This is a genomic window from Lujinxingia vulgaris (assembly GCF_007997005.1).
In the GTDB taxonomy this organism is placed as follows: domain Bacteria; phylum Myxococcota_A; class Bradymonadia; order Bradymonadales; family Bradymonadaceae; genus Lujinxingia.
In genome coordinates this window covers 1-24,527 of sequence record NZ_VOSL01000010.1, presented here as the reverse complement: position 1 = coordinate 24,527, position 24,527 = coordinate 1, and the positions used below count along the sequence as shown (strand labels likewise).

Genomic DNA, 24,527 nt, shown 5'->3' with positions numbered 1-24,527 from the left:
TAGGCACCGAAAGAAGAGGAGTTCGGCGAAGTGATCGGACCGGTTTAACGTCGTCGGAGCATCAAATATTTAGCACGAATACGAATCTGACTAGACGTTTGATCAGGGGTGCTCAAACTTTTCGAGCGACACCTCAGGGTAGGACGAATGAAAGTCAGTGCGCCATTCGTTATAGTGGTGGCTGAAGCCGATGAGACGGGTCGGGGGCCATGGGGGCTGTCCGACACCGACGATCGCCTCGAAATCGACCGGATTTGCGTTTATGACACAGACACCTCACCATTCGCCGCCGCCCCATCATCCTCCTCGCCCGGAGCAGGGAACGCCGGAGAATAAGCCCTCGCAGATGGCATGGGCGGCGCTCTTCTGCGGGGTGGGGGCGTGGACGCTCTTGCCGGTGGCTGCGGCGATCGCGGCGGTGATCTGCGGGCATATTGAGCGTGGAAAGATTCAGCGTGGGGAGGCTCCTTCGGCCGGTCTGACGGTGGCCACGGTGGGCATGCTGCTGGGGTATGTGCAGGTAGCGGGGGTGGTACTGACAGTGTTTGCGCTGATCGCCTTCTTCGGGTTGATGGCGCTGGGGATTGCGATTCTCTAAGTGAGCGCGCCCGTCGACGGGCGCGTTGTAGTGCGGTGAAGCGGGGCGGGCGTGATTGACACGACGCGGCGGCAGGCGTTTATATGCGCCTGCTCGCGCCACCGGTGCGCCCGTACTGGCCCAACACAACTGCAGAAGATGGAACGGAGCTTATGCGACTCTCCACGATGTTTGTCCCTACTCGAAAAGAAGATCCGGCGGATGCCGAGGTTGTCAGCCATCAGCTCCTGGTCCGCGGCGGGTTTATCCGCATGCTGGCGCGAGGGATCTATGACTTTCTGCCGCTGGGCTGGCGAAGCGTGCGCAAGATCGAGCAGATCGTGCGCGAGGAGATGGATCGCGCCGGCGCTCAGGAGGTTCATCTCCCTGCGGTGCAGCCAGCGGAGCTGTGGCAGGAGTCGGGACGCTGGACGCATTACGGCGCGGAGCTCTTGCGTTTTCGCGATCGTAAAGGTGCGGAGTTCTGTTTCGGGCCGACCCATGAGGAGGTCGTCACCGATATGATCCGCGGCGATGTGAAGAGCTACAAGCAGCTCCCGCTCAACGTCTATCAGATTCAGACCAAATTTCGCGATGAGACTCGCCCCCGCTTCGGGTTGATGCGGGGCAGGGAGTTCATCATGAAAGACGCCTACTCCTTTGATGTGGATGAGGCGGGAGCGCTGGAGAGCTACGATGTGATGTTTGACGCCTACCATCGCATCTTTAAGCGGCTGGGGCTGGAGTACCGCGCGGTGGAGGCCGACACGGGTAACATCGGCGGGAGTCGCTCGCACGAGTTCCAGGTGCTGGCGGAGACGGGCGAAGACGAGATCGTCAGCTGCACCGAGTGCGGCTACGCGGCCAACGTGGAGAAGGCCGAGATTCGCCTGGAGGTCGCCGAGGCCGGCGAGCCGAGTGGCTCGGAGCTGGCGACCCTGCGCACCCCGAAGGCGCGTACGATCGAGGAGGTCTCGACCTATCTGAAGCGGCCGGCCCAGCTCATCGTCAAGACGCTTGTGTATATGGCCGATGAGACCGCGTTGATCGTGCTGACGCGGGGTGATCATCAGGTCAACGAGCTCAAACTTAAAGCCTATCTCAACGGGGAGCTTGGCCGCGACGTTCAGGAGTTGCGTTTGGCCAGCGACGCTGAAGTTGAGGCGTTGACCAAGGCGCCGGTGGGCTTTGCCGGGCCGGTGGGGGTTGAAGGCGTCGAGATCCTCGCGGATCTGGCGGTGGAGCCGATGGTCGACTTCATCGTCGGTGCGAACCTCAAGGACAAGCACCACGTCAACGTCAACCACGGTCGCGACTTTGAGGTCAGCGCCTTTGTGGATCTTCGTCAGGCGGGCGCGGGCGATATCTGCGGTCGCTGTGGAGGGACGCTGGAGGCGCATCGCGGCATTGAGGTGGGCCACGTCTTCTTCCTGGGCGACAAGTACTCCAAAGCAATGAACGCCAACGTGCTCGACGAAAACGGCGATCATCGGCCGATGCAGATGGGCTGCTACGGGATCGGCGTGACGCGGATCCTGGCGGCGGTGATCGAGCAGAATCACGATGACGACGGCATCATCTTCCCGATGGCGGTGGCGCCGTATCAGGTGGTGATCTGCCCGCTGCACCTCAAGAATGAGCTTGTGGTTTCGGAGGCGGAGCGCATCTACAGCGAGCTTCAGGCTGCCGGCGTGGAGGTGGTCCTCGACGATCGCGATCTTCGGGCAGGCAACAAGTTCAAGGATGCCGACCTGATCGGGATTCCGGTGCGCGTGACGCTGGGCGGCCGCGGTGTGGAGAATGGCGAGGCGGAGCTGAAGATGCGCCATCAATCCGAGAACGAGATGGTCCCCCTGAGTGAGGTTGTGGATCGGATCAAAGCGTTGATCGAGGACGCGCGAGGGCAGCGATGAATGATCTGGGAGCTCGGGCCGCCGAGCTTGTCCGCGAGCGCGTCGTAGTGGCGCTGGACTTCGATACGCTGGATGAAGCGGTGGGGCTCGTCGACACACTTGGCGATCGCGTCGCGCGCTACAAGGTGGGGATGCGTCTGTTTACGCGCTATGGCCCGGAGATCCTCAATGCGTTGAAAGCCCGGGGCGCGAAGGTCTTTCTGGACCTGAAGTTCCACGATATCCCCAGCGTCGTCAGCGATGCGTGTGCGGCTGCGGCGGAGCACCCCGGGGTGTTTATGCTGACGGTGCACGCCAGCGGCGGTGAGGCGATGTTGCGTCAGGCGGTGCGGGGCGCGGAGCGCGGTCGGCCTGAAGACCCACCGCTGGTGGTGGCGGTGAGCGCCCTGACCAGCTTGAAGTCCCGGGAGCTGCCCTCGGTGGGCGTTGGTATGGGGGTGACCGACTGGGCGGAGAAGCTCGGCGCGCTGGCGTTGAAATCAGGGGTGGACGGCGTGGTCTGCTCGGCGCATGAGGCCGAGGGGTTGCGAGCCCGCGTGGGACAAAATCCGGTGCTGGTGACCCCGGGCATCCGCCTGGAAGATGTGCATATCGCCGGTGATGATCAGGCGCGCACGATGACGCCCGGGCGCGCGATGGCCTCCGGGAGTACGTACCTGGTGATCGGTCGCCCGATCTATCAGGCTCCCGATCCGGGCGCGGCGGTCGATGCGGTGTGCGAGTCGGTGCTGAGCTGGCTGGAGGAGATTCAATGATTGTCTTTGGTGTGCACCCGGTCGAGGAGGTGCTGGCGCGGGCTCCCCGTTCGGTGGAGGAGCTCTATGTCGTCGGTCAACTCGGCGATCCGAAGTTTGAGAAGATCGCGCAGGTGGCCGAGAATCGCCGGCTGAGCGTGCGTACGGTGAGCGCTGAGGAGATGGATGCGCTGTGTGAGGGGAACCATCAGCGGATCGCCGCGCGCGTTGGATCCTTCCCTTATGCGAGCCTCGGTGAGGTGATTGAGCGCATTGGTGAGCGCAGCCCGGCGTGTGTGCTTGTGCTGGAGCAGGTTCAGGACGCGGGCAACCTGGGCGCGATCCTGCGCAGCGCGGCGGCCTTTGATGTCGACGCGGTGATCGTGGCCAAAGATCGTGCGGCCGGCGTCAGCGCGGCGGTGGTGCGAGCCTCAGCCGGCATGGCCTTTCATGTGCCTGTGGTGCAGGTCACCAACATTGCTCGGGCGCTGCGAGAGCTCAAAGAGGCGAACTTCTGGGCGATTGGCACACTCGCTGAAGGGGGGCAGCCCATGTGGGAGCAGGATTGGTCGCTGCGGGCCGCTCTGGTGATGGGCGGTGAGCATCGCGGGATACGGCCCAATGTGGCCAAAGAGTGCGATTTTCGCGTCACCATCCCGCTACGCGAGGGTGTGGAGAGTCTAAATGTGTCGGTAGCGGCGGCGATCGGGCTCTATGATCGTGCGCGATCGCTAGGAATGATGCCGAAATGAAGGAATTTACGCCGAGCGAAAAAAGCGGTCGCTTTTCGCTTGACACTCTTCTGAGGGAGCTATATCTATCTGCCCCTGCTGACGGGGCCGCACAAAGCACGACGCGGTCATCGAAGTAACCGACAGCGTTTGCTGGCGTAGCTCAATTGGTAGAGCAACTGCCTTGTAAGCAGTAGGTTGCAGGTTCGAGTCCCGTCGCCAGCTTTTTCGAGAAATGAGGTTGACTCGGCTCTCGAAGTCACATAGTAGGAATCGCGCCCGGTGGGGTTCCCGAGCGGTCAAAGGGACCAGACTGTAAATCTGGCGGCTCAGCCTTCGCAGGTTCGAATCCTGCCCCCACCATGAGAGACGTTCTGACCGAAACGAAAAACCGGGTCAGTCAGCGCGGGAGTAGCTCAATTGGTAGAGCATCAGCCTTCCAAGCTGAGGGTTGCGGGTTCGAGTCCCGTCTCCCGCTCTCAAACATAGCGAGTCAACGATGCAGCGACGTTGATGAGCGTTCATGCCCTCGTAGCTCAGCAGGTAGAGCACTTCCATGGTAAGGAAGGGGTCATCGGTTCGAATCCGATCGAGGGCTTACGGCAAAGCCACTGGACGCATGAGCCCCTGGAGACAGGGGCTCAGCGATGTTGTCAGGTGGCAACGTCGTGCGGTCCAAAGTGACCAGGCGCTGCCCGTCCAACCCAAGCATTTGTCCAAACGTACATTTGGCGTCCAAACCGCCAGAGGAGTTGAGAATCATGGCCAAGGAGAAATTCGAGCGCACGAAACCCCACGTGAACGTCGGGACCATCGGTCACGTCGATCACGGGAAAACCACCTTGACCGCGGCGATCACCCGAGTGCTCTCCGAGGCGTCTGGCGGTAAAGGTATGGCGTTCGACGAAATCGATAAGGCCCCGGAAGAGCGCGAGCGTGGTATCACGATCTCGACCGCTCACGTTGAGTACGAGACGGCCAACCGTCACTACGCTCACGTCGACTGCCCGGGTCACGCTGACTACGTCAAGAACATGATCACCGGCGCGGCGCAGATGGACGGCGCGATTCTGGTGGTTTCGGCCGCTGACGGCCCCATGCCGCAGACCCGCGAGCACATCCTTCTGGCCGGTCAGGTCGGTGTGCCGGCGATGGTGGTGTTCCTCAACAAGGCCGACATGGTCGACGATGAGGACCTGCTTGAGCTGGTCGAAATGGAAGTTCGCGAGCTTCTGAGCAAGTACGACTTCCCCGGCGACGACATCCCCATCGTGATCGGTTCGGCGCTGCAGGCGCTGGAAGGCGAGTCGGGCCCCTACGGTGCCGACGCCATCCTCAAGCTGATGGAAGAAGTCGACCGCTACATTCCGCTGCCCGAGCGTGACACCGACAAGACCTTCCTGATGCCGATCGAAGACGTGTTCTCGATTTCGGGTCGCGGTACGGTCGTTACCGGTCGCATCGAGCGTGGCGTGGTCAAGCCTGGCGACGAAGCTGAAATCGTCGGCCTTCAGGACAAGCCGGAGAAGACGGTTGTTACCGCCGTCGAAATGTTCCGCAAGTTCCTCGACGCCGGTCAGGCTGGCGACAACGTGGGTTGCCTCCTTCGCGGTATCAAGAAGGAAGATGTCAAGCGCGGCCAGGTTCTGGCCAAGCCGGGCAGCGTGACCCCGCACACCAAGTTCGCCGCCGAGATCTACGTGCTGACCAAAGAAGAAGGTGGGCGTCACACTCCCTTCTTCGCCGGTTACCGCCCGCAGTTCTACTTCCGCACCACCGACGTTACCGGTGAGATCATCCTGGAAGAAGGCGTTGAGATGGTCATGCCTGGCGACCGAATCACGGTTACCGCCAACCTGATCACCCCGATCGCCATGGAAGAAGGTCTGCGCTTCGCGGTTCGCGAAGGTAGCCGTACCGTCGGCGCCGGCGTCGTCACCAAGATCATCGAATAAGATGATAACGCGCCTCCCGGAGTATCTTCGGGAGGCGCGATATAGACCCGCAATGGGCCATCGTTACCAGCAACGATGAAGAACAGGGCGCCCCATGCGCCCTGTTCTATCCTGTAGCGCGGTTTAGGCCAGTAGCTCAGTTGGTAGAGCATCGGATTCCAAATCCGACGGTCGGGGGTTCGAGTCCCTCCTGGCCTGCTTCCCGAAGGAATCGGGATGTTACGCGCGGGGCCTCATTACGAGAGCCCCGTCTTTGTTCCCGGCGCCGGCAGCTCATCAAAGCGATGAGCAGGCTAAGAAAGCGCGCCAAACGAGAGCAATTATGGACGTTTCGCGCCTGGTCACGCTGACGTATATCTCCACTGCGGTGGTGGCGTTCGTCATTTTCGACAAGACCTTCAAATGGATCTGGGCGTCGTTTGACGCGCTGTCCGAGTTTACGGTGATCCCGCCGATTCTGACGCTGACCACGACGCTGGCGATCGCGTCGGTGATCGGTCTGATCATGTGGATGAAGCGTCACCCGAAGGTCGATCCCTTCCTGACCGAAGTGATCATTGAGCTTAAGAAAGTCACCTGGCCGAGCTGGAAAGATACCCAGCGCTCGACGGTGGTGGTGATTATCTTCAGCATCATTCTGAGCTTCTTCCTCTGGGGATCGGACCAGATCTGGAAGCGCGTTACCGACTACATCCTCACGATCGGCATTTAAGGACGAACACGCATGGCATCTTCGGACACCAAAGAGTGGTACATCGTCCAGACCTACTCCGGATACGAGAATAAGGCGAAGCTCGCCCTCGAGGAGCGCATTCGCTCGGAAGGGGTCGAGGACGATATCGGCGAGATCTTCATTCCGACTGAGACGGTCGTGGAGGTCAAAAACGGCAAGCGTCGCGAGCGTACCAAGAAGTTCTACGCGGGCTACATCTTTGTGAAGATGGTGCTCAGCGACAGGGCCTGGCACGTGGTTAAGAACACGCCGAAGATCGTGGGCTTTGTGGGCGGCAATCAGCGCAAGCCCACGCCGGTGCCGGAGGCGGAGTTCCGCAAGATCACCGAGCGGATCGAAGAAGGCAAGATGTCGACCGGCCCGACCTACAACTTCCAGAAGGGCGATAAGATCCGCGTGATCGAGGGCAACTTCAAGGACTTCACCGGCAACATCGAAGAGGTCATGGAGGAGAAGGAGAAGCTGCGGGTCTTCGTGGAGATCTTCGGTCGCCCGACCGCGGTGGAGTTCGACTTCAACCAGGTCGAATCGGTCGCCGACGAGTAAGTCGCACGACGATGAAAGAAAGAAGCGTCGGGTCCTTGATCCGGCGCTTTTTTTGTTGTAGTTGAGCGCTCCCCGCACCGGCTGTGGCCATTGTGGCCAGGCAGAAGGGTCGGGGATTTTTTATGGCAGGAGTCTGCCACGTCGGGTGAGGTCACCTGATGAGAGGCAGACGCTGACTGCACGTCCGCAGAAGACGGGCGGAGAAGAGGAGAATCATGGCTAAGAAAGTCGTAGGACAGATCAAGCTGCAGGTACCTGCGGGCAAGGCGAACCCCTCGCCGCCCGTCGGTCCGGCGTTGGGCCAGCACGGCGTTAACATCATGGAGTTCTGCAAGGCGTTTAACGCGCGGACTCAGGATCAGCCCGGGATGATCATTCCGGTTGTGATCACGGTGTACGGCGACCGCTCGTTCGACTTCATCACCAAGACCCCGCCGGCGGCGGTGCTGGTGCTCAAGGAGCTGGGGATTCCCTCGGGCTCCGGCGTGCCGAACCGCGATAAGGTGGGTCAGCTCACCTATGAGCAGGTCAAGAAGATCGCGGAGATCAAGCTCCCCGACCTGACGACCGATGACATTGACGCGGCCGCGCGTACGGTGGCCGGGACGTGTCGTTCGATGGGTGTGGATGTGATCGGTATGGAGGTGGATAATGGCTAAGCGCGGAAAGAAGTACGCAGCGGCGTCGGCGAAGGTCGATAACCTGAAGCGTTACGAGCTCGAAGAAGCCGTCTCGCTGGTCAAAGAGATGTCGTTTGCGAAGTTCGACGAGTCGGTCGACGCGGCGATCAACCTTAACGTCAACCCCCGTCACGCCGACCAGATGGTTCGTGGTGCTGTGTCGCTGCCCCACGGTATCGGCAAAGACACCCGCGTGCTGGTCTTCGCCAAGGGCGAGAAGGCCAAAGAGGCCGAAGAAGCCGGCGCGGACTTTGTGGGAAGCGACGAGCTGATCGAGAAGATCAACGGCGGCTGGACCGACTGGGACGTCACCGTGGCCACCCCGGACATGATGGGCCAGGTCGGTCGTATCGGTCGTGTGCTCGGGCCGCGTGGTCTTATGCCCAACCCGAAGGCCGGCACGGTGACCTTCGACGTGGCCAAGATCGTCAAAGAGCTCAAAGCCGGTCGCGTGGAGTTCCGCGTGGACAAGGGCGGCATCATCCACATCGGCGTGGGCCGCACCAGCTTTGATGCGGACAAGCTCCAGGAGAACGTCGTGGCGCTGCTCAAGATGCTTGCGTCTCTGAAGCCGGCCAGCTCGAAGGCGCCGTACTTCAAGAGCATCGCGCTGAGCTCGACGATGAGCCCCTCGGTCAAGCTGGACACCTCGTTTGCCCGCGACATGCTCTAAGATCGATGAAAAGGCGCCGGCCCACGGTGGGCCGGCGTCTTTTTTATACAAAGCAGGACATGGTGCTTGACGGGGCCTTCGGGCTCGACTACGAAGAGCGCCGTCAGTCGGGTCACCCCGGCGATAACGCTCCGTCTGTGCGAGTTTGCGCGGAGCGAAGACATAGAGTTGCTTTCGACATCGAAGAAGCAGGTGAGCGCGTAGCGCGCTCTTAATGTCCCGCGGAGATTGTCAGATGCGACCGATTGCAGTGCCGGTGTGTTTGCCGGCAGACTGGATGACGTTGACTGAGACCCTCCGCACCTTCGGTGCCGAGGGTTTTGTTGTTGGATGGCGTCGAATTTCCGGATCGCGGCAAGCGGGCGGGAGTTCGAAGCGAGACTTTAAGGAGATGCGATGAATCGCGCGGAAAAAGAACAAGAAATCGCGTCGATCCGCTCCGATCTCGAGCAGGCGAAGTCCGTCATCCTGGCGAGTCATGTGGGTATGGACGTGAACACGGTCAACGAACTTCGTTCGAAGTTCCGCGCCGAGGGCGTTCAGTACCGGGTGGTCAAGAATACGCTGGCGAAGCTGGCGATCTCGGGCACCGACATGGAAGTGATCTCGGGCATGTTTGTGGGTCCTGTGGCCATCGCGTTCAGCGCGGAGGATGCAGTCAGCCCGGCCCGAGTGATCAAAGACTTTGCCAAGGATCACGACGCCTATGAGGTGCGTGGTGGCTACCTGGACGGTACGGCGCTGGATATTGATGGCGTCAAGCGTCTGGCGGATATGCCGACCAAAGACGAGCTGCGCGCGAAAGTGCTCAGCCTGTTCACGGCGGTGCCCACCAAGTTTGTTCGCACGCTCAACGCCGCGCCGACCTCCTTCTTGCAGGTTCTTACGGCCCGCAAGCAGGACATCGAGCAGAGCGCCTGATCGGAGAGGGACGACCTCTTCACCCATTACGAAACACACCAGAAAAGCTCGCGTGCTGGCGAGCACTTAAGGAGAGAACACCATGGCTGATGTCACCAAAGAGCAAGTCGTTGAGTTTCTTAGCAACATGAGCGTGATGGACCTTGCCGGTCTTGTCGAAGAGCTGGAAGAGAAGTGGGGCGTGAGCGCCGCCGCTGCTGCTCCGGTGATGATGGCTGCCGGCCCGGGTGGTGCGGAAGCTGCCGCTGAGCAGACCGAATTCGACGTCGTTCTGGCCAGCTTCGGCGACCAGAAGATCAAGGTCATCAAGGCCGTCCGCGAGCTCACCGGTCTGGGTCTTAAGGACGCCAAGGATCTGGTCGAAGGCGCGCCCTCGACCGTCAAAGAAGGCGTGGAGAAGGATGAGGCCGAGAAGGTCAAGGCTGCCCTTGAAGAAGTCGGCGCCACCGTCGAACTCAAGTAATCACCTGCTCCCGGGAGGGAGCGTGATTCTTGAAGTTAGAAGGTAGCGAAACCCCGATGCCCGTTGTGGCATCGGGGTTTTTTTGTGCGGGGAGGAGGGAGGCGATCGGGTGCCAGGCGTTCGAACCTGTTGTGGAAGATCGGGTGCCAGGCGTTCGATCGCGCCTGAGAGGATCGGGTGCCAGGCGTTCGAACACGACTGAGCGGATCGGGTGCCGGGCGTTCGAACACGACTGAGCGGATCGGGTGCCAGGCGTTCGATCGCGCCTGAGAGGATCGGGTGCCAGGCGTTCGATCGCGCCTGAGAGGATCGGGTGCCAGGCGTTCGATCAGGGGGTGGATGCGTCGAGTTCGCGAAGGATCGAGGCTTGCTGGTCGAGGGCCTGTTGCGCGGCTTCGTCGTCACCGAGTTGCGTGTGGGCCCAGGCGATGAGGGCGTAGGCTTCGGCGCGTGCGCGGGGGCTGCGTTCTGAGGAGAGGGCGCTGGTGGCCAGTGTGAGTGTGGCGTCGGCGTCGTTGTTGGCGCGGGCCTGTCGGGCGCGTTGCAGCGGGGAGAGAGGGGGCGCGGCGAGCTCATCGGCGACCTCGGCTTCGGCGCTCGACGGGGCGGCCTCGCCATCGGCGAGCGCGTTGGCCGCGGAGGGAGAAGCGGCGCGCCGTTTAAGAGCTGTGCCTTCGGAGGTTGCCAGGGGGGCGAGTTCCTCCGAGGGGGCTTCGGCGCGCTCGCGCATCGGTGCGGCGTCGCGTCGGTCCTCTGCGCGGGCGAAGGCGTCGTCATGCTCGCGGGGGGCTTCCGGGGCGGTGTTTGCGCCGATGCCCCCGTTGCCACCGATGCCAGCACCGCTTCTGAGGCCGCGGCCGGCGGCCGTGGGTGCAGACGCGGCGCGTTGGCGGGCACGAGGGGCGCTGCCGGTGGAGAGGTCGGTCATGGAGGTGTCGGAGGCTTCGGCGCGGCGGCTGGCGCGGGGTTCGCGGCCAGGACGTGGTTCGGCTGCGCGCGCCGGGGGCTGATCGGTGGTGACGATCGATGCGGCGCCTTCGCGGGCCTGTTGAGGCCCAGCGCTTTTCGCGCGGGTGGAGGCCGGCGATTCGGCTTTGATGGCGTCGGCGGCTTCAGAGGTGGCGCCTTCGGAGGTTGCGTGCTCGGCGGGGGGGGCGACTTCGTCGTCGGCAGGCGTCGCTTCCTGTTCGGCGCTTTCGGCGCTTTCAGTGGGCTCGGGGGTGGAGGTCTCAAAGGAGACGGGGGCGGCCATGCCGTGCTCGGCCAGGGGATCGTGGGAGCGGGGGGCGGTGTCGAGTTGCAGGGCGCGCAGGATTCCGGCGACGCCGACGAGCAGCGCGGCGGCGACGAGGCTCTGGCGAAAGCCCGGGCTGTGCCAGGCGCGACGCCAGAGGGACTGGCGAGGGTCGGGAGCGGAGCGGGTGGGGGAGGGCGCGTGGGTGCGGGCGTCTTCCAGGATGCGGTCGGTCAGCGCGGAGGGGACGCGGGCAGGCTGGGAGGTGTGCTGAGCGATAAGCTCCCGCGACGCGCGCAGCTCCTCATAGGTCGCTCGCCGTTCGGGGTCGGCGTCGAGCTCGGCGCGCAGCGCTCGGGCCTCTTCGGGCGGAAGTTCGCCGTAGAGGAGGTCGAGGAGTTTGTCGTCGGGGGCGTGCGCGCTCATCGCAAGAAGGTCCGTGAGGGAGAAGTCGTTGGGTTAGCGCCCGGTGAGGGCGGGTTCTGATTCTGTAAACGCAAGGGGTGTTGAAAAGATCTAATTCCCGTGTCGGCGGGTCCGTCAGGGCAACATCTCGGAGGCTTCGTCGGCGTCAAAGCTGCGGGAGGCGAAGTCGGCGAGTTCGCCGCGCAGGGTTTGAAGGGCATAACGCATGCGGCTTTTGATGGTGGGTACGGGGCAGTCGAGCATGTCGGCGATCTCGCGAAACTTCAGTCCGGAGATCTCGCGCAGGATAAAGACCTCGCGCTGATCTTCGGGGAGGTTAGCCAAAGCCTGGTCGAGACGGTCGCGGAAGATGAGGCGGTCGTGGTCGACGGAGGCCGAGCGAGCGTGTTCGTCGACGAGGGCGTCCTGGTGGGTCGCCCCTTCATCGTCGCCCAGACTGTTTTGCAAGGAGAGGGTGTGGGCGCGGTTGTGCTTTCTGGCGTGGTCGATGCAGAGGTTGCGGGCGATGGTGTAGGCCCAGGTGGTGAATTTTGCGTCGGGTGAATAGGAGCCGGCGCTCTTGATGATGCGCAGGAAGGTCTCCTGGAGGAGTTCGTCGGCCAGGGGAGGCTGGCGGCAGCTGCGCAGAATAAAGTTGTAGAGGGGGCCCTGGTGGCGGGTAACGAGCAGCGCAAAGGCCTGCTGGTTGCCACCGGCGTAGCGGGTCATCAGTTCTTCGTCGCTCAGCTCGTCGAGCCGCGGTTCGGCGGCGTCGCCGGAGGGGCGGCGGCCGAGCAGGGATTTGATGACGGCGAAGAGCATGGCGCTCGCGTGGCGAGGGGGATCGGGGGTGGTGCGATGGCGAGTTTAACGCATCCGCGCACGAGGACAAATCGCGTGAGGAGATGGTGTGGAGGTTCGAGACGATCGGGTGCCAGGCATTCGAACCTGTTGCTCAAGATCGGGTGCCAGGCGTTCGAACCTGTTGCTCAAGATCGGGTGCCAGGCGTTCGAACCTGTTGCTCAAGATCGGGTGCCAGGCGTTCGAACCTGTTGCTCAAGATCGGGTGCTGCTCAAGATCGGGTGCCAGGCATTCGAACATGTTCCTCAAGATCGGGTGCCAGGCGTTCGAACAGCCAGCCAGGAACGGGTGCCAGGCGTTCGAACATGTTGGCTACGATCGGGTGCCAGGCGTTCGAACATGTTGCTCAAGATCGGGTGCCAGGCGTACGAACCTGTTGCTCAAGATCGGGTGCCGGGTGAGGGGATGAGAAGCCGGACATGCGCGAAGGCCTGGCACCGAGATGGGTGCCAGGCCTTCGGGGGCCTCCGGGGAGGCGGGGGTGATGTGATGGGGATCAGGTCTCTTCGAGCGCGGAGGCGATCTGGCTGGCGAGCTGGCCCAGGGTGGTGCGGCTGCTCCAGCCGGGGAGGCGTTGGCGTTCGCCACTCAGGGCGGCGACATCGGGCTGAAGGGAGGTGGCGTTGGTGACACCGGCGCAGACCACGCCCAGGGTCTGGGCGGGCCAGCTCTCCATGGCGAGGAGTTCTTTGATGATGGGCTCAAAGTCGGTGACTTTCTCGCGCTCCATGGTGCCTTTGTAGAGGTTGCAGACCTGGGAGGTGGCCGCTTCAAAGCTGTCTTCGCGGGGGATGTCCCAGCCCTCGGTGGTGGTGGGCAGGGCGGAGGCGATGAGCGGGAGGCTCTCACGCTTCTGCGTGTCGATGATGTAGTTGGCGGCGACCCAGCGCATCAGGCCGGGGCGCTCGGTGATGATCTTCTGGTAGGTCTCGGTGGCGTCTTTGCCTTTGACGCGGGCCAGGGCCTCCATGGCGGCCTGGATGTGCTCGGTGGAGGTGTTTTCGTCGAAGATGGCGAACTCAAAGTAGGGGGCGGCCTCGGCGGTATTGGCGTTGAAGATGGCCTGGGGAAGATCGCGTTTGAGCTCGGGGTGCTCTTCGCGGGCGCGCTCGGCCAGGGCGGCGTCGAGGGGGCCCTGATCTTCTTCGGGGACGAACTCGCGCATGGCGGCGGCGATACGGCCGGGCTGGAAGGTCTCTTTGAGCCAGGGGGCGACGAGTTCGACGGCGCCGTCGCCGGCCAGGGGGACGATCTGGGCGACGGTGGCGTCGCCGAGCTGGTCGCGTAGCTCGAGGTCTTTTTCAAGCCAGGCTTTGAGGATGGCCTGGGCTTTCTGCTGCGCGCCCTCGCTTAAGTAGGGGTAGAGCATGTAAGCGGCGTCTTTGGCGCGGGTGGACTTGGAGTCGCCGATAACGAGCTCGGCGCCCTGCTCCTTCATCTCTTCGGTGAGCTCGGGGATGTCGTTGGCGGCCCACATCGTCTCGATGGTGGGGATGGCGCCGTCGGCCATGGCCTGGCGGGCAGCTTCATCTTCGACGCGGTCGAGGGTGCGGGGGATGCGGGCGTGCTCACCCTCCTCGATGAGGATCTGCACGGCGCGAACGCGCACCTCCAGGGGCTCCTCTTCGCTCTCGGCCCAGGTGGTCAGCTGCTCGGTGCCGCCTTTGGCGGTGCGCCAGACTTCCAGGTCTTCGGGGGTGCGTTGGCAGCCGGTGGGGATGAGGAGCGCGGCGATCAGGAAGATGGCCAGGGCGCGGCGAAGAGGCGAAGCGAGCAAAGAGCGCATGGGCAGTCTCGTACCAGGATGGTTTTTGATTCAAGGATCGACAACGCGTCGAACATGTCATTGTGGGCAGGAACGATAGTCATCGCCGGAAATCATGTCCACCCCGGGCAATGGTGTGGTGCGTTGATCCGGTGATGTCACGATCGGGTGCCAGGCGTTCGATCATGGGTGTGATCGAAATGATCGGGTGCCAGGCGTTCGATCATGATGATCAAGAAGATCGAAGGCCTGGCACCGAGGTGGGTGCCAGGCCTTCGATGTTGTACTGGAGCCGACGATGTTAGAAGTCGGCGATGTGGTCGACGAAGTCGGGGCGGTCGATGAAGGGGTTGCGGTTTTGTTGCACGAGCTCGACGCGGTCGTTGCGCAGGCGCTCCCAGGCGTCGGGGGGATCCTCGCAATGCCACTGGCGCAGGACGACTTCCTCCTGCGCGGAGATGGGCAGGCCGTAGCGGACCGAGAAGTAGAAGTGAGCGCGGGCGATGTCGCCGCGGTTCTCGATGCGGACTTCAAAGACCGGGGAGCGGCCGTCGGTTCCCGGACCGAGTTTGGAGCCGCCCTCCTGCCAGGAGCAGTTGGAGGTGCAGTTGGTGTTGCCGAACTCGTGGCTTGCGCGCGCGGAGTTGGAGGCCATCCAGGTGGGGTAGAGGTGGTGGATGTCGCTCTCGGGGGGCGGATTCTGGGCGCCGTCGGAGCGGGGCCAGGAGTGCTCGGTGTTGAAGCCGTCGGGGGTGCGGGAGCCGTCGGCGGTGGCCAGGCGGCCGGTGTAGGGGCAGTGAATGAAGCCGTCGGGTTGGGTGTCGATGCCGTCGACTGTGGCGTACATGAAGTCGCGGGCGCCGGAGTAATCGTAGAAGGTGTGGCCGTCGACGAGCAGGAAGAGGCCGTTTTTTAAGGTCTGGTCGGAGGCGCCTTCGAGGTGGGTGTAGCGGGTCTGGTCGAGGGGGGCGTCGGGGTGGCAGCTCCAGCCCTCGTCGGGCAGATCGGCGTCGGCGTCGGGTTCGTCGGCGTCGGCGTCCGGTTCATCGGCATCGGCGTCGGGTTCGTCGGCGTCGGCGTCCGGTTCATCGGCGTCCGGTTCATCGGCGTCGGCATCGGGCAGATCGGCGTCGGGTTCGTCAGCGTCAGCGTCGGGCTGATCGGCGTCGAGGTCATCGGCGTCAGCGTCGGGCTCTTCAACGTCGGTGTCGCGCTCGTCGGCATCGGCGTCGGGTGCATTGGCGTCGGCGTCGAGATCGTCGGCGTCCGCATCAGGAACCTCGATGTCGGTGTCGAGAGCGTCGGTGTCGCCGACGTCGATGATGTCGATGATGCCGGTGTCGGTGGGTTCGCCGCGTCGCGGGCCGTTATCGCCGCAGGCGCCGAGCAGGGCGACGAGGAGGGTGAGCGTGCCGATGGAGGAGAGATGACGCATAGGGGGCCTGATGACATGCGGGAAGATGTTAGAGAGAACCGGGGGCCAGACAAAAGCTCACCGCGACGCATCATGTGGCGTCGCGCTGCTGCCGCGTTGCCGTGGAGTCGCCCCGGTGGGCTGATGGGGGGGAACTAGAAGTCGTCGAAGTTATCGACAAAGTCGGGCCGATCGACGAAGGGGTTGCGGTTGGACTGGAGCATCTGGATGAGATCATTTCGGCCGCGCTCGTAGTCGTCGGGAGGATCTTCGCAGTGCCACTGGCGCAACACGGCTTCTTCGCGGGCCTCGATGGGCATCTCGTAGCGGAGCGCGAAGTAGAACATAGCGCGGGCGACGTTTCCGCGGAACTCCTGGCGGACCTCGAAGACCGGGTCGCGGCCGTCTGTGGAGGGGCCGCGCTCGGAGCCGTTTTCGTGCCAGGGGCAGCTGTTGCCGGAGCATGAGGTGGTGCCGTAGGGGTGGTTGCTGCGCGCGGAGTTGACGCCGCCATCGACGGCGAGGAGGTGGTGGATGTCGCTGCGGGGGGGCTCCTGATCGGCGCCGCGGCTCTGGGGCCAGACGTGCTCGGTGTTGAAACCCTCGGGGGTGGTCGAGCCATCGGGCTCAGCGATGCGGCCGGTGTAGGCGCATTCGATGGTGCCGTCGTCGTGAGGCTCGATGTCGTTCATCAGGTGCTGGCGCGCGGTGGAGTAGTAGAGGGCGCGGTGGCCGGAGACCATGTTGAGAAGACCGCGCTGGATCTGCGCGTCGCTTAAGCCGTTGAGGTGGCGGTAGCGTCGATCGTTGAGATCGAGGTCGGGGTCGCAGGGCCAGGGCTCGGGCAGGTCTTCGGGCTCAGCGGTATCGTCGGGCTCGGAGGTGTCTTCGGGCTCTGCGGTATCTTCGGGCTCGGAGGTGTCTTCGGGCTCGGAGGCGTCTTCGGCTGCGTCCTCGAGATCGACATCGGGCATATCCGGAGGGAGCGTGCCGGCCTCGGGCTGAACGCAGGCCACGAAGAGGACCAAAAAAGCCAGGCAGGGAGGGAGGGTGTTGCGCAACATCATCGGGGGCCTCTGGGGGCGAAGGCGGGCCGACAAGTGTTAGCATCACAAAAAACACGAATCAATGAGGAGGTTTAATTGGTGGGGCGATAAGGGGGAGGAGGGGAGTGTTTTAACAATGTCCTGGCACCCGAATAATTTTCGCGAAGCTCGGAGGCCTGGCACCCGAGCAATTGCAATTGATTATTTTCGCGAAGCTCGGAGGCCTGGCACCCGTTCATTTTCGGCACCTGATCGTATTCAATGATGATCGGACTCCCGATGATCGAACGCCTGGCACCTGTGCCGAGCGCCCCAGAACGACGCTGGCTGCGTCGTGAGGGATTCGCGGTAGCGTTGCTACAGCTTCATCCCTCACTCCTTGCCATCGCCGCCCTGGAAGCGCTCGGGTATGGTGGTGCGCGGTAATAGAATCGGCGGGCACCCGTGTGTCTGAGATATGCACGAGTGCCTGGCACCCGTGCGGTTCAGGGGGAGGGGAGTGTGAAGGGGAGGGCGGGGACGCGGGCGTCGCCGTAGAGGTAGCTGTAGATCCAAAAACTCATCAGGACGCGTTTGGTGTAGTCGCGGGTCTGGCCGAAGGGGATGTTTTCGACAAAAAGATCGAGATCTTCGTGGCCAAAGTCGTCGAGCCAGGAGGAGACGTTGCCGAAGCCGCCGTTGTAGCCGGCGATGATGAGCGCGGGGTGGGAGGCGGTCTGGCTGGCGAGCTCGTGCATGTAGGCTGAGCCCAGGCGGATGTTAAGGGTAGGGTCAAAGAGAAGATCGAAGGAGAAGTCTTCGAGGCCGTCTCGTTGGGCGATGCGGCGGGCGGTGGGCTCGATGAGTTGGAGGAGGCCGCGGGCGTTGGCCCAGCTTTCGATGCGGGGGTTAAAGCCGCTCTCTTCGCGCATGATGGCGTAGATGATGGCGGGGTTCAGATCGCGCTGCTCGGCGTAGCGGGTCAGGGTGTCTTTGAAGGGGGTGGGGTAGGCGATGGACCAGTGTCGGCGCGTTTCTGCGGTGGGGTAGGCGTCCATCCAGCCGTGGATGTGTCGGCGGGCCAGGTCGTGGGAGATGGGGTAGGCGTGGGCGGCGTCGAGCAGGGAGGCCAGGGCCCAGAGGGTGGAGGGGGTGGAGGCGTGGCGAGTGCGAAGGGCGGTGAGCTCGCGCTGGGCAAGCGAGGTCAGGCCGAGGGTGAGGAGCTGAGAGGCTTTTTGAAAGCCTGTGTCGCGCTCAAGCTCGTCGGGAAGTTCGACGGGGGTGGCCTGAAGGTTTGTCGGGAGGTGATCTTCGCAGGCCGGCCCGACGGTGGCGCAGATGTCCAGGCCCTCGGTGCTGCCCTGGAGCCTGGCGAGCTGGTTGAAGCTGAGCAGGGCGTAGTAGCTCATGGGGTGGTCGTGGGCGACCCGGATAAAGGATGCGGCGGCCTCGTCTTTTTTGCCGGATTGCAGCAGGGCGCGGGCGCGGAAGTAGTGCAGGCGCCCCTTTGTGTAGAGGTCGTCTTCGCCGGTTTTATCGAGGTTGTCGACGTGGTCGATGATGGCCTGGAAGTCGCCGCGGTCGAAGTATTCGCGTAAGAGCAGCCAGTGGGCGTCTTTGGCCATGTCGCCCTCGGGGTAGCGTTGAAGCTGGTCGCGCAGGCGTGCGCGAGCCTCCTCGGGGCGATCTTCGGAGCGGAGGATGCGGGCGGCGAAGTACATGGCGTCATCGGCGTAGGAGTGGTCGGCATATTCTTGCCAGATGCGCTCAAAGAGCTTTAAGGCACCCTGGCGATCGCCTGCGTTCCAGCGGCCGCGGCCGCCCAGGTAGAGGGCGCGAAGCTCCCAGTCGGTGTCGGGGCAGGTTTCTAAGATACGGTCGTAGACGGGGGTGCCGGCGGTGTGCTGGCGCAGTTTGGTGTGGGAGCGACCGACAAGATAGAGCGCCTCGCAGCGCTCGTCGGCGGCGTCGGGCCACTGCTGAAGGGCGTTGCTTAAGTCGTTGATGACGCGCTCGCTCTGGTGGCGATCGAAGCGTGCGCGGGCCAGGGTCAGGGCGCGCTCGGGGGTGGCGTCATCGAGGAGGCGTCGCCGGGCCTCGGTGAGGTGGGCGTCGAGGGCGCGAAGTCGTTGTGTGGCGCGGGTGGCGGCCGGGCTTAAGGGGCGCTCCTGGCGGATATTGAGGTAGAGCTCGGCGGCGCGGGTGGGGTTGGACTCTTCGAGGAGCGTGGCGAGCTGCTCGCGGGCTGCAGCGGCCTGGCTGTGGCGGGGGTAGGCGTTGAGGAAGAGCTCGAGGACTTCGACGGCGCGGGCGTGATCTTCGGGCTGGCCGGCCATCTGGAGGGCGTCGGCCAGGAGGGTGAGGGCGTCGGGGTAGAGCAGGCTCTTATCGTCGACGGTGGCCGCAGCGAGTGTGGCGGTGTGGGCGTCTTCTAAGGCCAGAGCAGCGCGGGCTTTGAGCAGGGAGGCGTAGTCGGCGAGGATGGGAAGATCGCGGGCGGGATCGAGATCGTTGAGGATCGTCAGCGCCTGTGCGGGGTGGCCGGCCTGCATGGCGACGGTCGCGGCCAGAAAGCGCAACGAGGCGTCGTCGTTGAGCAGGGGCCGAAGTTCGGGGTTCTGGAGTTTGCGGTGAGCGGAGGCCCAGCTCTCGCGCTCGACGTCTTCGATGATGGGCGCAAAGGGGCTTGAGGGGGCGATGGCCGGGATCTGAGGGGGGGCCGGGTCGCGTTCGGGGAATCGCTCAATGACGCGGAAGTGTGCGCTGGAGCCGGCCTCGCGCGGGGTGGATTGCGCAAGCTCGGTGGGTGGGGCGTCGCCGCGGGACTGGGCGTAAGCGGGGAGCGGGAGCGCCAGGGTCAGGAGCGCGGCCAGCGCGAGGGTGATCGTTGGGAGGTTGCGGATCATGGGAGCTCGGTGACGAGGGCGACGATGAGAAGCACTACGCTCCATCGGGGGAGGTGGCCATCGGGGTCGAGGTCAAAACCCCCGGAGGGCGTGGGTTTCATTCCGCCAGAACGACGTCGGCTGGCGGGCAACAGGCTGAGGTGGGAGGGTAAGGCAGGGGGGGAAGGTATGGAAGAAAAGAGGGGGGAGATGTTTGCCAATGTCGAATGGGAACTAGTTTTCGCGCTCGATGTGTGGCGTGTGGGAGGGGAGGGGGCGTCTGGCGGTGTGATGACTTTAAAATGGGAGCGATGATGGGAGCGTGGGAGCGATCTTCGGGGGTGTTGTTGCATCCGACGAGTTTGCCGGGGCCCGACGGGGTGGGGTGTCTGGGGAGGTATGCCAGGCGGTGGGTGGAGCGGCTGGCCGAGGGGGGGCAGCGCTGGTGGCAGGTGTTGCCTCTTAACCCGCCGGGTCATGGGGGTTCGCCGTATTCGGCGAGCTCGGCGTTTGCGGGCAATCCGATGGTGATCGACGGGGAGCAGCTGGTGGAGGCGGGGTGGCTCTCGGGTGCGGATCTCAACGTGTACCGGCGGGTGTGCGCGGCGGGATCGACGGAGCGCTTTGATGTGGAGGTGATCCGCGAGGCGAAGCGCGAGCTGCTGGTGCAGGCCTGTGAGGGGTGGAAGGAGGCGGGGGGGGCGTCGGGGGCGGCGTTTCAGGCGTTTTCAAAGCGAAACGCGGCGTGGCTGGAGGATTTTGCGCTCTACACGGCGCTCAAACATCGCCATGAGGGGCGGGGTTGGCAGCAGTGGCCGGCGCCGCTTGTGCGGCGCGAGCCGGAGGCGATTGCCGAGGCGCAGCGGGGGCTGAGCAGGGCGATGGAGCAGGTACGCTTTGAGCAGTGGGTCTTTGCCGATCAATGGGCGAGGTTGAGGCGTTATGCGGCCGATCGCGGTGTGCGGGTGCTCGGGGATGTTCCGATTTTCGTGGCGATGGATAGCGCGGAGGTCTGGGCCGAGCGCGATCTTTTTGAGCTTAACGCGGAAGGGGAGGCCGAGGCGGTGGCCGGGGTTCCGCCGGACTATTTTTCGAAGACGGGGCAGCGTTGGGGCAATCCGCTCTACGCGTGGGATCGGCTGGCCGAGCGCGACTACGATTGGTGGGTATGGCGAGTGCGGCAGGTGATGACGATGGTGGACGCGGTGCGTATCGATCATTTTCGGGGGTTCGAGTCGTACTGGCGGATCCCGGCCGAGGCACCCACGGCGGTGGAGGGGCGTTGGGAGAAGGGGCCGGGCCGGGCGGTGTTTGAGGCGATTGAGGCCGAGCTGGGGGAGGTGCCGATGGTGGCCGAAGATCTGGGGATCATCACCGATAAGGTGCGCGATCTGCGCGACGATCTGGGGTTGATGGGGATGCGGGTGATGCAGTTCGGGTTTGATGGCAGCGAGGATCATCCCTTCTTGCCGCATACCTACCCGCGGCATTGCGCCGCGTATACGGGCACTCACGATAACGATACGACGCAGGGATGGTATGAGGGGCTCGATGAGCTGGGTAAGCATGGGGTGCGCACCTACCTCTCGCACGGGGATGAGGGGATTGTGTGGGCGATGATCGAGCGACTGTGGGCCTCAAAGGCCGATCTGGTGGTGGTGCCGGTGCAGGATCTTTTTGAGCTGGGCAGTGAGGCGCGGATGAACGTGCCGGGGAAGGCGGAGGATAACTGGAACTGGAGGATGAGCGAGGCGATGTTGGAGGATGAGAGGGTGTATCAGCGGCTGGGGGCGTTGACGCGCGAGCGTGGGAGGTAGGTTGTCCGGGCGCGAGTTTCGAGGGGGGAGATCGGGTGCCAGGCGTTCGATCGTTGCTGAAAGGATTGGGTGCTCGTGATCGGGTGCCAGGCATTCGATCGTCGTTGAAAGGATCGGGTGCCAGGCATACGGACGAGGTTGAGAAGAGCGGGTGCCAGGCGTTCGATCGTCGTTGAAAGGATCGGGTGCAGGATCGGGTGACAGGCATACGGACGAGGTTGAGAAGAGCGGGTGCCAGGCGTTCGATCCGTCTCGGGAAGATAAACGGGAGTCGGGCGTTTGCAGGGGGGCGGCGCGTCGGAGTGGTGATGATGGAGATGGTGAATAAGGAGCGAACATGATTGCGAGATGGGTGCATGAGACGCGGGGCCAGGGGCTCTATGAGGTGACCGCCGAGGTGATGCGGGCGGTGGCCAGCGCGCAGGTTGAGGAGGGGATATGTACGGTGTTTATCCGGCATACTTCGGCGAGTTTGACGATTCAGGAGAACGCGGACCCGTCGGCGCGGCGGGATCTGGAGGCGTGGTTGAAGCGTCTGGTGCCGGAGAATGACGCGCTGTACACGCATACGGCCGAGGGGCCGGATGATATGCCTTCGCATATTAAAGCGGCGCTGACGTCGACGAGTCTGGGGATACCGATTGTGGACGGGGCGCTGGTGCTGGGGCGCTGGCAGGGGATTTTTTTGTGGGAGCATCGCGACGGTCCGATGCAGCGTGAGCTTGTGGTGCATGTGGGCGCGTAGTTCGTGATGGGATGTGTGTGAAGTGAGCGCGCGAGCGCCGCCGGATGGTGTTGGGAGTGGTGATGTTCGCGTGCAGTAGCGTTGCGGTGAAGCGAGGGGAGAGGCGTTGGTCGGTGGTGTGGGCCGCGCTGGTCGGGGGGCTGGTGCTGGGAGGAGGGGAGGCGGCCGCCCAGGAGGTTGACGACGGGGTGGGGGAGGGCGCGGCGACGTTGCTTGTTGCCGAGGAGGTCGGGGCCGAGGTTGAGGCGGTGGCGAGCGCTGAAGAGCGGGCGCGGCTCTTCGTTTCGGTGCGCGATCTGACACGGGAGCCGGGGTGGAGTGTGCGCACCTGCTGGGAGCTGCGCTCGACGGTGGCCGACGGGTGTGTGGCGCTGCCGGGGCGTTTTGTGAGCAAGCGTGACCAGGGGGTGGTGCTGGCGAGGCGTTCGGGGAGGTATCGCTACCATCTTCGGCTGGAGCGCGATGAGGCGGGGGCGTTGCAGGTGGAGGTGGTCGACTGGGACCCGACCCACCGTGATGATGAGGTGCTCTACGCGGCGTATCGGGAGCCGGGGCAGGGAGGAGATCTGGGGTGGGTGGCGCGCAGCTTTGAGGAGGGGCTGGTGCAGAGTCCAGCCGAGGAGGTTGAGGCCGGTCGCGGTCCCAGGCGCTACGATCGGGCGGCGTTGGAGGTGGGGTTGGCGCTGGGGGTGGGCACGGCCTGGTACTGGTTGAATACGGACATCAATTCGGCGGACTGGGATTATACGCTGGCCACGCAGGGGGAGCGGCATTGGAGGTTTGAGGGGTGGCGGTGGGATTCCAACGCGATGTACCTCAATACGCCGCTGCACCCGCTGGCCGGGGGGGCGTATTATACGCTGGCGCGGGCCAATGAACTGACGTTGTGGCAGTCCTTTGCCGCGGCGATGTTGGCGACGGTGATCTGGGAGGCGGCCATTGAGTATAAAGAGATCGTCAGTCTCAATGATCTGGTGTTGACCGGTGTGGCCGGGGTGCCTCTTGGCGAGGCCTACTACCAGCTTGGGGAGTTTTTTCGTCGCAGCTCTCCGACGAGGCTCAATCAGGCGTTGGCGTGGGTGTTTGGGGCGCCGTCGCAGTTTCATGACTGGGCTGATGGTCGGAGGCCGGTGCGGGCGGCGGATGTGGATCGGTGGGGATGGCCGGTCGAGGAGTGGCATCGGCTGAGGTTGAGGCTGGGGGCGGCGGCGTCGACGCCGCAGGCGCGCTGGGAGGGGGGAACGCCGGAGGGGGCGCGCCAGGATGTGCATCTGGAGGTGGGCTCGGAGCTTGTGGGGTTGGGGGGCTATCGCCGTGCCGGGGTCTCGGGTGGTTGGGAGGCGGGGGTGCTGGCCTCGGAGCTGCGGGCGGAGTTCGCCGGAGGTGCGTCGGGCACGCATCGGTGGGGGTTTCTGGGGCGAGTGGAGCTGGCGGGGTGGTACGGGCAGTCGTTGTCGCGTGGCGCTTCGGGGGGGCGAGGGGTGGGAGCCCTGGTGAGCACGGGGCTTGCGTACCGTCATGAGCAGCATCGTTATGATGAGGGGCTGGATCGCTTTGGGATCATGCATCTTCCCGGGGTTCGGGCGGAGCACTGGGGGGAGCGGGGGCGGCTGCGCTGGCGGTTGAGTTACGGGGTGACGCCGGATTTTGCGGCGATCGATTCGCGGGCGCTCCCGGTGGTGGCGCCCGATGGGGATGTTTCGGGGCAGCGCGGGGTGCTGGCCGAGGGGTATTATTTCGGGTGGGGGTTCAGCCAGGAGTTGGGGCTGGAGGTGGATCTGGCGCGGGTGCATCTGGGGGCGGGCTGGCGTTCGCATCGGGTGTGGTCGACGCGGGGAGCGGACCGGTTGCAGGCGTCGATCGATGAGGACTGGACGCTCACCGATCGGGTGGATGTGGGTCGAGTGGAGCTACTGACGTCGTGGCCTGTGGAGACGGTGCGTCTGGGGGCGTTGCTGGAGCGTCGGGGGAGAGAGGGGGCGATCGATGAGGTGGTGAGTTCGTTGCAAGAGTGGCGTGCGATGTGGGTGTTTGAGGCGGTGTATTGAGGGTGGGGAAGGGGTGCCAGGGGTTCGATCCTGATTGAGACGGTCGGGTGCTGAGAAGATCGGGTGCCAGGCGTTCGAGCGAGGTTGAGAAGATCGGGTGCCAGGCGTTCGATCGAGGATGGGAAGATCGGGTGCCAGTCGTCCGATCGAGGTTGAGAGGATCGGGTGCCAGGCGTTCGATCGTGGATGAGAAGATCGGGTGCCAGGCGTTCGATCGTGGATGAGAAGATCGGGTGCCAGTCGTTCGATCGTGGATGAGAGGATCGGGTGCCAGGCGTTCGATCGAGGTTGAGAGGATCGGGTGCCAGGCGTTCGATCGTGGATGAGAAGATCGGGTGCCAGGCGTTCGATCGTGGATGAGAAGATCGGGTGCCAGTCGTCCGATCGAGGTTGAGAGGAT

General features: G+C 63.9%; 20 protein-coding genes and 5 tRNA genes. 19 read left to right on the top strand and 6 right to left on the bottom strand.

Features of this window, described 5'->3' with window-relative positions:
* Positions 1–262 precede the first annotated feature (262 nt).
* From FRC96_RS01825 to rplL, 16 genes are all read left to right on the top strand, one after another.
* The gene (locus FRC96_RS01825) at positions 263–598 is read left to right on the top strand and encodes a DUF4190 domain-containing protein (RefSeq protein ID WP_230469767.1); all 336 of its coding nucleotides are present in this window, start codon (positions 263–265) and stop codon (positions 596–598) included.
* Between the two features lie 152 nt (positions 599–750).
* A complete protein-coding gene (locus FRC96_RS01820) occupies positions 751–2,490 on the top strand; it encodes a proline--tRNA ligase (protein ID WP_146972334.1) in 1,740 nt (579 codons plus the stop codon).
* Positions 2,487–3,245, top strand: coding sequence for an orotidine-5'-phosphate decarboxylase (pyrF, locus tag FRC96_RS01815; protein WP_146972333.1), 759 nt, complete (start codon positions 2,487–2,489; stop codon positions 3,243–3,245). Before FRC96_RS01820 ends, pyrF begins: the two co-directional genes overlap by 4 nt.
* Positions 3,242–3,976 (top strand): 23S rRNA (guanosine(2251)-2'-O)-methyltransferase RlmB, encoded by a 735-nt coding sequence (gene rlmB / locus FRC96_RS01810; protein ID WP_146972332.1) that lies wholly within the window; start codon positions 3,242–3,244, stop codon positions 3,974–3,976. The genes pyrF and rlmB overlap by 4 nt, the downstream gene beginning before the upstream one ends.
* Positions 3,977–4,107: 131 nt before the next feature.
* Positions 4,108–4,180, top strand: a tRNA-Thr gene (locus tag FRC96_RS01805).
* Positions 4,181–4,236: 56 nt separating this feature from the next.
* Positions 4,237–4,318, top strand: a tRNA-Tyr gene (locus FRC96_RS01800).
* A gap of 42 nt (positions 4,319–4,360) precedes the next feature.
* A tRNA-Gly gene (locus tag FRC96_RS01795) sits at positions 4,361–4,433 on the top strand.
* 47 nt (positions 4,434–4,480) lie between these two features.
* Positions 4,481–4,553, top strand: a tRNA-Thr gene (locus FRC96_RS01790).
* Between the two features lie 163 nt (positions 4,554–4,716).
* Positions 4,717–5,910: an elongation factor Tu gene (tuf, locus tag FRC96_RS01785; RefSeq protein WP_146972331.1), complete on the top strand. Its 1,194-nt coding sequence runs from the start codon at positions 4,717–4,719 to the stop codon at positions 5,908–5,910.
* Positions 5,911–6,035: 125 nt separating this feature from the next.
* Positions 6,036–6,108, top strand: a tRNA-Trp gene (locus FRC96_RS01780).
* 124 nt (positions 6,109–6,232) lie between these two features.
* Positions 6,233–6,622, top strand: coding sequence for a preprotein translocase subunit SecE (gene secE / locus FRC96_RS01775; protein ID WP_146972330.1), 390 nt, complete (start codon positions 6,233–6,235; stop codon positions 6,620–6,622).
* Positions 6,623–6,634: 12 nt separating this feature from the next.
* Complete coding sequence (gene nusG, locus FRC96_RS01770; protein WP_146972329.1) at positions 6,635–7,189, top strand: transcription termination/antitermination protein NusG; 555 nt, start codon at positions 6,635–6,637, stop codon at positions 7,187–7,189.
* 215 nt (positions 7,190–7,404) lie between these two features.
* Complete coding sequence (gene rplK / locus FRC96_RS01765) at positions 7,405–7,848, top strand: 50S ribosomal protein L11 (RefSeq protein WP_115607580.1); 444 nt, start codon at positions 7,405–7,407, stop codon at positions 7,846–7,848.
* Entirely contained in the window at positions 7,841–8,542 is a 702-nt protein-coding gene (gene rplA, locus FRC96_RS01760) for a 50S ribosomal protein L1 (protein ID WP_146972328.1), read from the top strand. Before rplK ends, rplA begins: the two co-directional genes overlap by 8 nt.
* 396 nt (positions 8,543–8,938) lie before the next feature.
* Entirely contained in the window at positions 8,939–9,463 is a 525-nt protein-coding gene (rplJ, locus tag FRC96_RS01755; protein ID WP_146972327.1) for a 50S ribosomal protein L10, read from the top strand.
* 82 nt (positions 9,464–9,545) lie between these two features.
* On the top strand, positions 9,546–9,926 hold the full coding sequence (gene rplL / locus FRC96_RS01750; protein ID WP_146972326.1) for a 50S ribosomal protein L7/L12: 381 nt from the start codon (positions 9,546–9,548) through the stop codon (positions 9,924–9,926).
* A 328-nt stretch (positions 9,927–10,254) separates the two neighbouring features.
* On the opposite strand, the gene FRC96_RS01745 is transcribed toward rplL, so the two are convergent.
* From FRC96_RS01745 to FRC96_RS01720, 6 genes are all read right to left on the bottom strand, one after another.
* Positions 10,255–11,586 (bottom strand): hypothetical protein, encoded by a 1,332-nt coding sequence (locus FRC96_RS01745; RefSeq protein WP_146972325.1) that lies wholly within the window; start codon positions 11,584–11,586, stop codon positions 10,255–10,257.
* 114 nt (positions 11,587–11,700) lie between these two features.
* Positions 11,701–12,387, bottom strand: a complete 687-nt coding sequence (locus tag FRC96_RS01740; protein ID WP_146972324.1) for an RNA polymerase sigma factor — start codon at positions 12,385–12,387, stop codon at positions 11,701–11,703.
* A gap of 537 nt (positions 12,388–12,924) precedes the next feature.
* Positions 12,925–14,214: a hypothetical protein gene (locus tag FRC96_RS01735; protein ID WP_146972323.1), complete on the bottom strand. Its 1,290-nt coding sequence runs from the start codon at positions 14,212–14,214 to the stop codon at positions 12,925–12,927.
* Between the two features lie 280 nt (positions 14,215–14,494).
* A complete protein-coding gene (locus FRC96_RS22580) occupies positions 14,495–15,628 on the bottom strand; it encodes an endonuclease I family protein (RefSeq protein ID WP_146972322.1) in 1,134 nt (377 codons plus the stop codon).
* Positions 15,629–15,762: 134 nt separating this feature from the next.
* The gene (locus tag FRC96_RS01725; protein WP_146972321.1) at positions 15,763–16,674 is read right to left on the bottom strand and encodes an endonuclease; all 912 of its coding nucleotides are present in this window, start codon (positions 16,672–16,674) and stop codon (positions 15,763–15,765) included.
* 464 nt (positions 16,675–17,138) lie between these two features.
* Entirely contained in the window at positions 17,139–19,538 is a 2,400-nt protein-coding gene (locus FRC96_RS01720; protein WP_146972320.1) for a transglycosylase SLT domain-containing protein, read from the bottom strand.
* 293 nt (positions 19,539–19,831) lie between these two features.
* Between FRC96_RS01720 and malQ the strand changes: the two genes are divergently transcribed.
* The 3 genes from malQ to FRC96_RS22575 all read left to right on the top strand — a co-directional run bounded on the left by malQ (position 19,832) and on the right by FRC96_RS22575 (position 24,127).
* Positions 19,832–21,334 (top strand): 4-alpha-glucanotransferase, encoded by a 1,503-nt coding sequence (gene malQ / locus FRC96_RS01715; RefSeq protein ID WP_230469766.1) that lies wholly within the window; start codon positions 19,832–19,834, stop codon positions 21,332–21,334.
* A 337-nt stretch (positions 21,335–21,671) separates the two neighbouring features.
* Positions 21,672–22,079 (top strand): secondary thiamine-phosphate synthase enzyme YjbQ, encoded by a 408-nt coding sequence (locus tag FRC96_RS01710; RefSeq protein WP_146972318.1) that lies wholly within the window; start codon positions 21,672–21,674, stop codon positions 22,077–22,079.
* A gap of 62 nt (positions 22,080–22,141) precedes the next feature.
* A complete protein-coding gene (locus tag FRC96_RS22575; RefSeq protein WP_146972317.1) occupies positions 22,142–24,127 on the top strand; it encodes a DUF3943 domain-containing protein in 1,986 nt (661 codons plus the stop codon).
* Positions 24,128–24,527: the final 400 nt, after the last annotated feature.